Below are 13,946 nucleotides of genomic sequence, written 5' to 3' on the forward strand. Positions count from 1 at the left end.
ATGGTTAGCTTTTCAGATAAATGACAAAGCCCGTCTATACGGGCTTTGTATTACTTTTTATTGGTACTGGGATTGGTACTGCCATTGGTATGAATATTGATGCTTAGTGATGATTAACCATCAGTACTTTTGACTCATTAGGCGCAAGGGTCAAAGCAACGGCTCCCTTATCATCAATAACTGTCAGTGTTAATTCTTGGTCGTTTAATGACTTTTGAGGTTCATTTAAAAGGTCCACCAGCGCTATTTGCTTAGCATCAATGTTCCACTTCGAAATGAGTGAGTGCGGTAGTTGTAAGGTAAACGTCTTACTGTGTTGCTGGCTAAAGTTACTCACGATAATCAGTTGCTGCTCAGCATTGTATCGACTAAATGCAAATGTTTGCTCATCATAGCCAATGACATTGTTTGCGCGGTTAAAACTATCGAGTTCGATATACTCACCTGTTAGTGCCGACGCGCTATGGCTTAGGTTGAGCAGCTTTGTGTAATATAGTCTAAGTTCAAGTTCTTTTGCTGTTGATTGTCCGCCATCAAATTTGCCGTTGTTCATGTAGCGCTGATGGGCTGGAACGCCGATATAATCGAAAATACTGGTACGGGTAGGACTACCAAAACCTGCTTTCTCTGCTGCTTTTTCGCCAACATCTTGTCCGAAATAAATAAGAGTAGGGGCGGAGCTTATGGTAGTTGAAACAACCATAGCGGGCAGTGCCGCAAAAGCATCATTAGCAAAATCGGCACTGGCAATCCTTTGCTCATCATGGTTTTCCAAAAAGTGCAGCATGTTTGATGAGATATCACTGACTAAGGCTTGTTTCTCTGCGATAGCGGCTGTGCTTTCTTGCCCTTGAATAATAGCTTTTAGCGTATCGTACATATCCACTTTATCGTACAGATAGTCCATTTTCCCGAGTCGAATATAGTCTCGATAAAGCGCTGGATTATAGACTTCAGCTAATAAGAACGCTTCTGGATTTGTGTGTTTAATATTGGCGTTTAGATAACTCCAAAATGCCACTGGTACCATCTCTGCCATGTCATAACGAAAACCATCGACACCCTGGGCTAGCCAAAATTGAGTGATTTGTTTGAATTTCATCCAAGAGTCTGGAATGCGCTTGTCTTTAAAAGGCAGTGCTTTGTCTTCAGTTTCTATCGTTAACCAATGCTGATAGTGGACGTTAGCGTCTTGACTTGCTAGTGAAGATGGCAGGCTAGGGAAGTCGTAGCTGCCGTCTGGTTTTACGCCATAATTGATTTTCACGGTTTCGTACCAGTCATTTGCATCCGGCTGTGCTGCGCGAGAGCCATTGCCGGTCCATTTTGCGGGGAACTCTATAAATTTACCATCGGAAAGGGGATGAGCTTCTCCACCTAGCGGTGCATTTTCTTGTGTTAACTGAGGGACTTTGAAAGCTTTTGCAGTTAGCTCAATGGCAGTATCGTCTACCACATAGTAGAAGTTGTTATGTCTTTTATAACTTGTACTGGTGTCATCGTTAACGCCGAAGCTACTAACGCCATGTTGGCTATAGTTGGATTGATAAGCTCTAGCAACATGATTTGGCACGATGTCGATGACTACCTTCATACCATTATCATGGGTGCGTTTGATTAAGTCTTTAAACTCTTGCAGCCTGTTCTCTACATTATCAGCAAGATCTGGGTTTACATTGTAGTAATCTTTTACAGCATAAGGGGAACCTGCGCGTCCTTTAACGACATCTGGGTCATCGTCGCTAATACCATAGGTTTTATAATCAGCAACCAAAGCATGATGGGGGACGCCGGTATACCAAATGTGGGTGGTACCGAGGGCTTTAATACTTCGTAGCGCAGTGTTATCAAAATCACTAAACTTTCCAACACCATTTTGCTGTTTTGTTCCCCACGGTTGATTGTTGGTGTTTTTGTTGCCAAACAAGCGCGTGAAGACTTGATAAATCACCGGCTTTACTTGTTTATGCGTCGAAACAGTGCTTTTGTTTGCAGGTGCTTTTTCTGCAGTGTTTACGTTGCTATTCGTTGATGATTCTGTGCAACCAGTTGCAAAAAACGCAGGTAAGACAAGACTGACTATTAACGCACTTTTTGATACTTTTAGCTTGCTCTTTTCAACAGAATTGTTAATACCACATACATCAACTAACTTTGTTTTAAACGTCATAAAATCTAGCCCTATCCATTGATTTAATTGTTCTTATTGATTAGTTTAGGCTTAGTACTAACACCGAGTTGGCAGGGCTTCTTAAGCTATGTAAGATATTTTGCGATTGGCCTGTTATCACATCGGTTGCGGTTGAAAAGTCTTTCAACTGTGTTTTGAATCTTTCACTATCTAGAGTTATCTGCTCATTGTTCTTGTTCATCACGACCATCACCGTTTCTGTCTTATCCGCTCTAAAGTAAACATAAACGCCGTTTTCTGGTACGTAATGAATCAGCTTACCGTTAGCAATGGCAGATGAGCCTTTTCTAAAATTGAGTAATGTACTAACAAAATGTTGGGCGTCCAACTGCTGCGAGTTTAATCCCTGCTGGGTCATCGCATTGCTAGCGTCGGATGACCAACCACCGGGGAAGTCAGCTCTTACTGCACCGTCGTGGCGACCCTCTACCGGGCTTTGCATTAACACTTCTGTGCCGTAAAAAATCTGCGGAATACGATTAGACGTCAATGTGTACGCCATTGCCATCTTGTAACGGGATAAATTGTTATCCAAAAGGCTGAATAAACGGTTGGTGTCGTGGTTGCCTTCAAATAACACTAGATTAGTTGGGTCGGCATAAACGACATCATTTGCCATCATCTCATATAATTCAATAAAACCTTTGTCCCAAGATTCTGGATGATTAAAGGCTTTTAGCATGGTCTCGTAGAGTGGGAAATCCATTAGGCTTGGAAGGTAGGAGACATAGCCATCTTGGTTTATTTTTCCTGCTTGCCAATAGGAGACCGTTATGGGATTAGCAGTCCATTCTTCGCCTACAATATTAAACTTGGGGTATTCAGCCATAATTGCTTTTGACCATTGCGCCAAAAATGCTTTATCGGCGTAGGAGTAGGTATCTTCACGGATCCCAGATAAATTAGCGTACTCAACCCACCAAATACTGTTTTGAATCAGGTAGGTTGCTAGTTTTTCATCCGTTTGGTTTAAATCTGGCATGCTATCAACAAACCAGCCATCGACGAAGTTGCTCAAATCGCTTGGCGCAGAGTAGGGATCTTGTACTGTAGTACGACGATGAGTAGTAAAAGGCAACTTACTGGTATTGATGGGTTGATTAGCAGCCAAACCATTGATCCAGGTTTTGCTAGGAATATCTGTCATCCACCAATGGTTAGAGCCGATATGGTTGACGATGATATCTTTGATGATCCCAATGCCCCTATCTTTAGCGGCATCACTAAGTTGACGGTAGTCCGCATTACTGCCAAAACGCGGGTCAATCTTGTAGTGATCTGTTGTTGAGTAGCCATGGTAGGAGTATTGCTGTTGATTATTTTCAAGCAGTGGATTGACCCAAAGCTGGGTCACACCAAGCTTTTGTAAGTAATCTAGGCTATTAATAATACCTTGTATATCACCGCCATGACGGCCATCTTTATCTGCTCTATTGACCTTTTCAAGCATTGAGCTGTGATTATCATTTGATGTATCGCCGTTAACGAAGCGATCTGGAGTAATTAGGTAGATGACATCGCTGTTATCGAAGCCTTGTCGCTGGCCAGAACCAGTACGTCGTTGCTTGATTTGGTAATCAAACTGATGCATTAGCGTCTTATTTTTTGTTAGCGACAGAGTGATGGTCTGCGCTTTAACATCTTTTAGAGATAACTTTATAAATAAATAGTTTGGATTTTCTGTGGTTGATTGCTCAACAATATTGATATTGGAACGAGTCTGTAAGGATGCTTGCATTGACGCGATATTGTCGCCGTGAAGCATCAGCTCAAGCGTTGGATTGACCATATCCGCCCACCAGAACTGCGGTTCAACTCTAACTTCTTTTATTGTTTTAGCCGTGTTTAAACCTTCCATCGGTAGTGAATTGTCCGCCGCACTAACATTGCTACAAATGCCATAGACGCACATTAAACTAAGAACAGCTTTCGTCAGAATATATCTCATAGCTGTGATCCTATGTATTATTGGGTGCTTGTTTGTGATCAATATAAAGATCAATAAAGTGCTTGTGTTTTGGCACTGCGGGTAATATTTGTTTGATAATAGAGCGAGTTTCAGCTAGATGGATCTTTAGATTTTTAACCGGGAAACTATGTGTCATAGGATGATATCCTTTGGGTAATATGTTTTGCCCTAGCATCACTTGAGTCCAACTAATGTCAGAAAATAATTCATCACTACTGCAGTGGACTTGTCCTTGAGCTTCAAAGAGCGATATTTTTTGTTGTAATGCCGCAGGGACTGGCATTTGTGCGCAGTCATGCCAGAATTTACTTTCCTGTTTTTGATTAGCTTTATAATGGAGGATGATGAAATCCCTGACATTATTATATTCTTGGTTTACTAGTCGGTTAAATTCATCAGTAGTAGATGGATGAAATGTTTTATTTGGAAAAAACTTGAGTAACTTGCCTAAGGAAAATTGTACTAAATGAATACTCGTGGATTCTAACGGTTCTAGAAAGCCACTTGCTAATCCAAGAGCAACACAATTTTTATTCCAACTCAATTTTCTCATACCTGTTTTAAAGCGAATAAGTTTCGCTGGCCCAATTGGTTCACTATTTAACTTGTTTAATAATTCTTCCTTGGCTTGTTCATCTGTCATATAGCGACTGCTGTAAACATATCCGTTACCGGTTCTATGTTGTAGAGGGATCTGCCATTGCCAACCAGCATCATGTGCTGTCGCTGTTGTGTATGGAGGGAGAGGAGTTAACGCTTTGGTTGGAATAGCAAGAGCACTATCACACGGTAACCAGTGGCTCCAACATTCGAAACCTGTTTGAAGTGCTTGTTCAATAAGCACACCTTTAAAACCCGAACAATCGATAAAGAGTTCGCCAGTAATAACCATTCCGCTGTCGAGCGTCAGTGAATTGATAAAGCCTGTTTCACTACTTAAATTTGTCTTTTTAACGATTCCTTCTATTCGATTTACACCAAGGTTCTCAGAAAAAGCGCGCAGGAAACTTGCAAACAAAGATGCATCGAACTGGTAGGCGTATACGAGTCCTTGAAGGTTGGTTTCACCGACTTTTTCTATTTTGGCAAACTTATTATATTTTGCTGCCTGACTATTTAATGAGTAATCCCAAAAACTAAATTGATTCCCTAATGTTTTACTATGCATCCAATATTGAAAAAATGGTTGTGATCCAAATGGGAATCCAAAACCACCGAAAGCATGCATGTAGTCATCTTGCTCTTTCCCCCAACCTTTGAATTGTATGCCTAGCTTGAAAGTTGCATGAGTAGCTTTGACAAATGCTTGTTCATCAATCCCTATCAGCTGATTGAAGAGATGTATAGATGGGATAGTCGCTTCTCCTACGCCGACAGTGCCTATTGATTCCGACTCGATAAGCGTAATTTGTAACTGGCTGCCGAGTGTTTTGCTTAAGCAAGCTGCAGCCATCCATCCAGCACTGCCGCCACCAAGAATAACCACGTTTTGGACACGGCTCGTCATAGGTACTCCATAGAATGGACTAATCGATTTAGTAAAATTCCACTGTGCAAACATAAGGCCTTTGATCCAAGTTGTGATCAAAGACCTTGTTTTGCATTATTTAAAACTGGTATGAAGCGCCAAATGCGTAGCTAGTACCATAACGTTGGTAATCAATTACGCGCATTTCATCGCCTTCTTCAGTGGTGACAAACGGTTCATCTGTAAGGTTATTGGCTTGCAACAATAATGTTAGACCTTCCAGCGTACCTTCTTGGAAACGATAACTTATTTGAGCATCAACAATTGTTTCTGGCTCGTTATATCTAAAACTTCTTCCAGCATCAAAACCGGATACTTCTCCTAAAAACTCAGATCGATAACGCCCAACAACCCGAGCAGAAAAACCACTATGTTCATAGTAGAAAGTTAAGTTATAGACATCTTCAGATAAACCAGGTAAAGGCTCTGACGGAGAATCTGGGTTCGGTTGAATATCGCTTGTCGTGAATGAAGCACTGGCAATAGCACCAAAATCTTCAAGCACCTCGGTTAACATTGCACCAGATATTGAGGCTGCTAGTTCAAGTCCTTTTAGCGAGCCGCCATCGCCGTTTTGTGGCTTAGTAATCGCACCTACATCTAACGCGGGGTTGTAACCACCTGTAGGAAATTCACTGAAGTCATAGGCTTCTGGTTGAGTATATACATAGGACTCGAGATCTTTATAAAAACCAGCAATAGATACATATCCAACTGAATCATCGAAATAATGTTCAAATGACAAGTCAACACTATTTGCAATCCAAGGTTCTAGCTGCGGATTACCACCGCTCGCGCTCCAAGGTGAAAATTCAGGATCTGTTGAGTCTTCGTATTTAGGGTCAAAGCTATAAGTAGAGCTTGCGCGGAGTTCATCCATACGTGGACGAGTTAACGTTCTTGCTGCACCAAAACGTAATATAGAGCTATCCGAAAGCGCTAAGCTTAAATTTAAGCTCGGTAGAATCTCTGTATAATCAGTACCATCTTCAATTGGTACGGTTGTAACATCAACAATAATTCCATTTTCGTACACATCTGTTGCAGAAACAGCAGAAGAACTTTGCTCTGTATAAACAACTTGCGTGCCTACGTTACCCGTGAGGCGCATATCCCAAACGTCAGTATCAATATCAAATTTAATATAAGCGGTCGTTACTTGTTCACTAACTTCCCATGCCTTTGCGGCAATATCAGCTCGAAGCGCTTCTACTTCTACAAGTGAATCGAAGGCGGCACGTGGATCATAACTTACCATTCCTGGAATCCCTAAGAAGCCAAGATTAGTGGTGAAGGTATTAAAATTGATATCCTTTTGACAAGTACTAGAATCTCCTGGCTTAGTGCAGTCAGAATCTGAAAGTGTGTAGTAGTACTCAGGAATTGTCGTTTTAGATTTAGTTCGATCATCATAGTTTGCACCGAACTCTACCCGAGAGATTAATCCCCAGTCCAAATCGTGGCTAGCGCTTAGGCGGATTTGATAAAGTTCATCTTTACTAGCAGGTTGTTTGTAATAGCCAACTTGGCCATTGTTAAGACCCACGTTGCCAGCCCAGTTTGGACCTGACAACTTCACAAGGTCAGTGTCGGCGTAGTCAAGTTCAGATTCGAATACAGTGCCTTTAGTGGTTGATTTAAACTTTAGGTTATCTAAAGCACTGGTTATTTGGCTATAGCTTTCATAAATTTCATCTGTTCGCTCATTTTTTGAATAACTTAAATCTCCCTCGAGTTGCCATTCTCCTAGGTCATATTCAAGGTTCCAGCCAGCTGCTAGCGTATCAGAATCTCTTTGCTCTAGATCGTTACGCATTATCCCTTCAACACCGTTGAAAGTACCATCAGTTACCATTCCATTTTGGACTGTACCTGGTGTTAACGTTGCGCCAGACCATGCTAAAGGAAATTCGATACCGCGCAAAGTTTGTGCTTCGTTGAAATCAGTATAAAAAAGATCAAAAGTGCTGTGTAGATTTTCAGTTGGTTGAAATTCTAAAGTTGCTACGATTGCCGTACGCTTTAGTTCATTTGACTGTACAAATGGCTTCGCACCACCAATTACGTAATTCCCATCTTCATTTTGGGGGTAGCCCCAAGCGTTAAAACGCTCTCCTTGACTAGGTGTATCCATATAGGAAACACCTAAGACTAAACCTATAGTGTTGTCGGCGAACTGATCAATATACGAAGCTGAAACTCGCTGGCCAGAGTCGTTCACGTCCGGATTTAGAGATTCTAATTCATTCCATTCATATCGTGCATTAACACTGAATGTCTGCTCTCCATGTGCTAACGGACGAACAGTCTGCATATCAATGGTACCAGCGATACCTTGTGCCATTAATGATGCGTCTGGTGTCTTATATACAACAGCACCACTTAATAACTCTGAAGGGTACATGTCGTATTCAACACTTCGGTTATCACTAGCTGATACTTGCTGACGACCATTTAAGGTTGTATTTGTGAAGTCTGGTGATAGACCTCGAACACTTATTACCTGACCACGGCCATTTAAGCGTTGTGTGGTTAAACCTGGTAGACGCGCTAAAGAGTCAGCAATACTTACGTCTGGTAATTTACCGATATCTTCAGCAGAAATAGCTTCTACTATAGAGCTGGAGGTCATCTTTATCGCTTTGGAGTCTTGTAGGCTACGACGAATGCCTGTAACGCTTATAACTTCAATTGATTCATCTGCTGAGGCCTCTGCTTTGGTTTCTTCAGCAGCGTAACTGCTCATACTCGCGCCAGCAGCGACTAATGCTAAGGTCAGCACGCTAGGTTTAAATTGCAACATCTTCATCCCCTTTAACTAGACTGTCGGCTAGTTACTTTTTTAATTATCACTGACGTTGTAACGAGTTTGGGTACAGAAGCGCACGTGTTACAACATATTTGCAGCGTTTATAAGTATATTGTTGCGCAACGGTGAAGATATTACTCCCGAGATTCTGACCATAACAATGTTATGCATACGTATTCAATCTTTTTGTCCGTCTAAAACAACGGTGGATGGCTGTTTTTACTCATAGGTGGTGGCGCCAACTGTTACTCTTAAGTGTTTGTTTAATAAAATTATATTTTTGTCGTTGCGTTTGGTGTTTGTTGACTGCTTTATTGCATACGTATGCAGAGATATTGAACCCAATTTCGCAAATCACGTATGCTGCCAACATTCTAACAACAAATGCGATCAATCTTTAGGTTGCAACATTGTTTTAACTGACGGTTGGATTTGTTAGTTTTAAATATTGAGTGTTAAGGGGCAAGAATGGATCAACTTACATGGTGGCGAGGCGCTGTCATCTATCAAATCTATCCACGTAGTATGTTGGATACAAATGGTGATGGAGTTGGAGATCTACAAGGGATTATTAAAAAACTAGATTATATTGCTAGTTTGCACGTTAACGCTATTTGGATTTCGCCTTTCTTTACCTCGCCAATGAAAGACTTTGGTTATGATATTAGTGATTATCGAGACATTGACCCAATGTTCGGTAACATGACTGATTTTGATGAACTGATTGCCAAAGCACACTCATTAGGTATTAAAGTTGTCATTGATCAAGTGCTTAGCCATACGTCCGATCAACACCAATGGTTTACAGAGAGTCGACAAGATAAAACCAATGCCAAACAGGACTGGTATGTTTGGGCCGATCCGAAAGAGGATGGGACAGCGCCTAATAATTGGCTCGCGATTTTTGGCGGCTGTGCATGGGAGTGGGAACCTAGGCGTCAACAATATTACTTGCATAACTTTTTAACCAGCCAACCCGATCTTAACTTTCACAGCCCGCGAGTCCGCTCAGCCGTATTAGCCAATGTGCAATTTTGGTTAGATAAGGGCGTTGATGGTTTTAGACTCGATGCGATAACATTCTGCTTTCATGATGATCTTCTTCGTGATAACCCGGCAAAGCCCAAAGACAAGCGTCAGGGGCGCGGTTTTAGTGAAGATAATCCCTATGCTTATCAGTATCACTACTTCAACAATACTCGCCCTGAAACTGTTAGTTTTATCGAAGAGTTGCGGGCACTGATTAACCATTACCCCGGTGCGGTAACCTTAGGTGAAGTCTCTTCAGAAGATTCCTTAGCCACAATGGCTGAATACACCCAAGGTAATGACCGATTACATATGGCTTATAGTTTTGAGCTATTAACCAATGACTACAGTGCCAGTTACATTCGGGAGACCGTTGAAGCGCTAGAAGGCCGGATAGGGGATGGCTGGCCATGTTGGGCTATTGGTAACCATGATGTACAGCGGGTGGCAACGCGTTGGGGTCAAGGGCGAGCAACAGAAGATATGATAAAGATGCTCAATGCCTTGTTATGTTCGCTTAGAGGCAGTGTTTGTAGTTATCAAGGTGAAGAACTTGGGTTAACTGAAGCCAAAATAGAGTTTGAGCAACTCCAAGATCCATTCGGTATTGCATTTTGGCCAATGTTCAAAGGTCGCGATGGCTGCCGCACACCAATGCCTTGGTCTAAAGATTTAAGCAATGCAGGTTTTAGTGATGGCGTGCCTTGGTTACCCGTTGCCAAAGAGCACTATTCATTGGCGGTTGAAAGCCAAGAGTTGAATAAGGATTCAATTTTAAACAGCTATAGAACTTTCCTTGCTTGGCGAAAACACCATGCAGTGCTTATTGAGGGCGATATTCGCTTTATTGATACTCCTGAACCTACGCTGTGTTTTATTCGTAGCGATGACGAAATCAGCTATTTAGTCTGTTTTAATTTGGGCGAAAATGAGTTGTCGGTGCAGTTACCCAGTGTTGAAGTGGAACGTGAGTTTAACGACCATGGTTTAGCCCGAGGTGCCATTCTGAACGGAGTGTTGACATTGCCACCCTACGGCAGTTTTTACGCCAAACTTACTAGGGGCTGATGAACTTTTATGGTTGTTTTTGCAGTAATTTATTTGCCATTTTGGCAAGGAAGAGGCTATGTAGTGTAGTCATTGTCCACAAATAGCCTTTAACGCAGAAAAAATGGCCAAGAGGTGCTGTCCTTTGGAATCGTTTCATCGCTCAAGCCTTGCGATAGAAGCATTATTCCTTACGGTAAAGAATCGAACAAAAACTCAGCTCGAAAGAGCAATAGACCCTAATACTTAGTCTTTAAATGACTTTAACTTAAGAAGATTGACCTGATAAGAGAGAAAATAATATGGCTTCATCTTTTAGTTCTAATACCGCGACTGTAGCATCGGGTGATAACGGCAGTTATCGTTTTGCTTTGGTTTCACTCACTTCACTGTTTTTTATGTGGGGTTTTATAACCTGCTTAAATGATATTTTGATCCCGCACTTGAAAGCGGTTTTTTCGCTTAGCTATACAGAAGCAATGCTCATCCAGTTTTGCTTCTTTGGCGCATATTTTTTAGTTTCTGTGCCGGCAGGCAAGTTGGTTAAGACCATGGGCTACCAGCGTGGAATTATTACTGGGCTTGTTATTGCAAGTATAGGATGTGCATTGTTTTATCCTGCTGCGGCGCTGGCAGTTTACCCACTATTTCTTGGCGCACTGTTTGTGCTCGCCTCTGGGATCACGATTTTACAGGTTGCAGCTAACCCCTATGTGAATGCATTAGGTAGTGTTGAAACTGCGTCGAGTCGCTTAAATTTAACACAAGCATTTAATGCGTTAGGTACAACCGTTGCCCCATATTTTGGTGCAATCTTAATATTGTCTGTCGCAGTAGAGGCTCAATCAGGGCTTTCGCAAATGCAAGCTGAAGCAGAAGTGGTCAAATTACCGTATCTACTGTTGTCAGCAATGTTAGCCAGTTTAGCAATTATATTCTCTAAGCTAAAACTACCGGTCATTACAGCTCATTCAGAGTCAGCTGTTGAAAGTGTCGCCGATAAAAATGGTAAAACCAGTGCCAGTCAGTATAAACATTTGGTACTCGGTGCGGTTGGGATCTTCGTCTATGTCGGTGCTGAGGTTTCGATAGGTAGCTTTTTAGTCAACTTTCTTGGTGAAGAGCATATTGTCGGTATGAAAGAAGCTGACGCTGCAAAATATATCGCTTACTACTGGGGCGGGGCAATGGTCGGTCGTTTTATCGGTTCGGCGGTAATGCAAAAAATCCCAGCAGGAACGGTATTAGCTTTTAATGCATTTATGGCCGCTAGCCTTGTTGTTGTTGCGATGAATACCTCAGGTGAAATTGCAATGTGGTCAATACTTGCGGTTGGGCTGTTTAATTCAATAATGTTCCCAACTATCTTTAGTTTGGCACTACGTGATTTAGGCCCACATACCTCTCAAGGTAGTGGCTTTTTATGCTTAGCGATTGTAGGTGGTGCGATCATACCTCTGTTACAAGGTGTAATGGCCGATAGTATGGGGATCCAACCTGCGTTTATCCTACCCGTTATCTGCTATGGATTTATTCTATACTATGGAGTTAAAGGTTCTAAACTATAGGATTTTAGGTTAGCGATACCGCGCTTGTAAGCGCTTATGAAAAGCGACTTGTTTGAAGTCGCTTTTTTATTGCGACTTTTCGCGAGTAAGCTTGCGTATTTAGCGCTTTGCTCCTATGATCGCTGCGATTTCTTTCTACGGTAACTTTTTAATGTTGAATTCGTCTTTATCTCCTAGCTCTACAGAACTTGTGATTAGTATTCTTGACCTTGTATTAAAAGAGGGCAAGCCACTGGATCGCGCTTATTCGCAGCACTTTTCGGGGCTGCAACTAGAGCCTTCTGAACAAGGGCGGATCACTCTTGTAACGGGTGATATTTTAAGACGTTTGAATCTTTACTGCTTTTTATCTGACGTAAAGCCTGAAGAGATGGCGAGAATGGGCTCGCGTTTATTAAACGTATGGCATCTTTTCCACCAGTTACCGTTACCAAAAATGAAATACGCTTTACAAGTCGATGAGCAAGAACTAGCGACACGTATTGAAACTGCAAAGCAGCAACCTGTATTGTGGGATGGCTGTCCTGACTGGCTAAACGAGGTGGGACAGGCACAAATGGGCGACCGTTGGCCAGCAGAACGTGCAGCGCTTAACAAGCCTGCTAAACGTTTTTTACGTGTTAATACTCTTAAATGTACTCGTGATGAATTAGCAAAAAAACTACGTAATGAGCGGGTGCAAACGGTAGAAGTTGAAGGCGTCGACACCGCTTTAGAGGTGGTATCCGATTCAGCACTGTTTAGAACGGAGTGTTTTAAGAAAGGTTGGTTTGAGCAGCAAGATGCTGGCTCGCAGCTTATTGCCAAAGCGCTTGATGCTAAACCAGGTATGCGTGTTGTTGATGCGTGTGCCGGAGCGGGTGGTAAGACACTGTCTATTTCTGCCCAAATGGAAGGCAAAGGCCGTTTGCTGGCGATGGATGTCGAGCAATGGAAACTAGATAACCTTAAACAGCGTGCTCGACGCGCTGCAGCTCATAATGTTGAGACACGTATTATTGCTAGCAGCAAAACGATTAAGCGTCTTAAGCTCTCCGCTGATCGAGTGTTACTCGATGTACCGTGTTCAGGCCTTGGTGTACTCAAACGTAATCCAGATGCCAAATGGCGTGATACTCCTGAGCGGTTACCTGTTTTGGTTGAACTGCAGAAGCACATTTTGCAAAGTTATAGCAGAATGGTCAAAGTCGGTGGTATTTTGATATATGCTACGTGCTCTATCATGCCTGAAGAGAATCGCGATCAAGTCGATGCATTTCTAGCTGAGAATAAACATTTTCGCTTTATTGAAGATGAGAATATCAGTCCTGCTGAAACGGGATTTGATGGTTTTTACTACGCGAAACTAGAGCGTATCGCTGAAGCATAAAACTAACTTAGCAAAATCTAAAAAAGAGCGCTTGATGCGTAATGCCGTTCACTTAACGTGAACGGCTTTCTTTTTTATGGGATATCGGTCCTTTGAACACTTCAACCAAACTCTTCTACACAAATCTGTACCACAATGAACTTTGTTACAAATCGATGATCAGATCTAGTAACTCAACTAACTTGCAGATTAATGATGTCAATTTTCAACGCAGAGCAATGGTCATACAATCATTTTATAAACGGTTCATTTGGTGACTCGCGCCGCACTGAACGTGTCATCGAAGTCGCGGCCGATATGGCGCGTTGTAGTGGTAAGTCAATCGCTTTATCATGTCGAGGTAATGAAGCTAAAGTTGAAGGAGCTTATCGATTGATCCGTAATGACAATATTTCTCCAGAAGCGATTAGAGCTTCAGGTTTTCAACATACTGTAG

Annotated in this window: 8 protein-coding genes; 4 read left to right on the forward strand and 4 right to left on the reverse strand. The window is 42.0% G+C overall.

What is annotated here, in order from left to right; genetic code table 11:
• Nucleotides 1-103: 103 nt before the first annotated feature.
• The 4 genes from AB4238_RS07785 to AB4238_RS07800 all read right to left on the reverse strand — a co-directional run bounded on the left by AB4238_RS07785 (nt 104) and on the right by AB4238_RS07800 (nt 8,491).
• On the reverse strand, nt 104-2,170 hold the full coding sequence (locus AB4238_RS07785) for an alpha-amylase family protein (protein WP_372032659.1): 2,067 nt from the start codon (nt 2,168-2,170) through the stop codon (nt 104-106).
• Nucleotides 2,171-2,210: 40 nt separating this feature from the next.
• Nucleotides 2,211-4,139, reverse strand: a complete 1,929-nt coding sequence (locus tag AB4238_RS07790) for a glycoside hydrolase family 13 protein (RefSeq protein WP_372032660.1) — start codon at nt 4,137-4,139, stop codon at nt 2,211-2,213.
• A gap of 10 nt (nt 4,140-4,149) precedes the next feature.
• The gene (locus tag AB4238_RS07795; RefSeq protein ID WP_372032662.1) at nt 4,150-5,667 is read right to left on the reverse strand and encodes a tryptophan halogenase family protein; all 1,518 of its coding nucleotides are present in this window, start codon (nt 5,665-5,667) and stop codon (nt 4,150-4,152) included.
• Nucleotides 5,668-5,767: 100 nt separating this feature from the next.
• Nucleotides 5,768-8,491, reverse strand: coding sequence for a TonB-dependent receptor (locus AB4238_RS07800; RefSeq protein WP_372032663.1), 2,724 nt, complete (start codon nt 8,489-8,491; stop codon nt 5,768-5,770).
• A gap of 474 nt (nt 8,492-8,965) precedes the next feature.
• On the opposite strand from AB4238_RS07800, the gene AB4238_RS07805 reads away from it, so the two are divergent.
• The 4 genes from AB4238_RS07805 to AB4238_RS07820 all read left to right on the forward strand — a co-directional run.
• Nucleotides 8,966-10,594, forward strand: coding sequence for an alpha-glucosidase (locus AB4238_RS07805; RefSeq protein ID WP_372032664.1), 1,629 nt, complete (start codon nt 8,966-8,968; stop codon nt 10,592-10,594).
• 281 nt (nt 10,595-10,875) lie between these two features.
• Nucleotides 10,876-12,141, forward strand: coding sequence for a sugar MFS transporter (locus AB4238_RS07810; RefSeq protein ID WP_372032666.1), 1,266 nt, complete (start codon nt 10,876-10,878; stop codon nt 12,139-12,141).
• Between the two features lie 151 nt (nt 12,142-12,292).
• Nucleotides 12,293-13,510 (forward strand): RsmB/NOP family class I SAM-dependent RNA methyltransferase, encoded by a 1,218-nt coding sequence (locus AB4238_RS07815; RefSeq protein WP_372032668.1) that lies wholly within the window; start codon nt 12,293-12,295, stop codon nt 13,508-13,510.
• A 192-nt stretch (nt 13,511-13,702) separates the two neighbouring features.
• On the forward strand, nt 13,703-13,946 hold a 244-nt coding region (locus tag AB4238_RS07820; RefSeq protein ID WP_372032670.1), incomplete at its 3' end, for a transposase DNA-binding-containing protein.

Source organism: Shewanella sp. 10N.286.45.A1 (assembly GCF_041470405.1).
Taxonomy (GTDB): Bacteria; Pseudomonadota; Gammaproteobacteria; order Enterobacterales; family Shewanellaceae; genus Shewanella.

Bases quoted from the DNA above. Each gene is read 5' to 3' on its own strand.
- AB4238_RS07785 (WP_372032659.1), bottom strand. From the start codon at position 2,170: ATGACGTTTAAAACAAAGTTAGTTGATGTATGTGGTATTAACAATTCT.
- AB4238_RS07790 (WP_372032660.1), bottom strand. From the start codon at position 4,139: ATGAGATATATTCTGACGAAAGCTGTTCTTAGTTTAATGTGCGTCTAT.
- AB4238_RS07795 (WP_372032662.1), bottom strand. From the start codon at position 5,667: ATGACGAGCCGTGTCCAAAACGTGGTTATTCTTGGTGGCGGCAGTGCT.
- AB4238_RS07800 (WP_372032663.1), bottom strand. From the start codon at position 8,491: ATGTTGCAATTTAAACCTAGCGTGCTGACCTTAGCATTAGTCGCTGCT.
- AB4238_RS07805 (WP_372032664.1), top strand. From the start codon at position 8,966: ATGGATCAACTTACATGGTGGCGAGGCGCTGTCATCTATCAAATCTAT.
- AB4238_RS07810 (WP_372032666.1), top strand. From the start codon at position 10,876: ATGGCTTCATCTTTTAGTTCTAATACCGCGACTGTAGCATCGGGTGAT.
- AB4238_RS07815 (WP_372032668.1), top strand. From the start codon at position 12,293: ATGTTGAATTCGTCTTTATCTCCTAGCTCTACAGAACTTGTGATTAGT.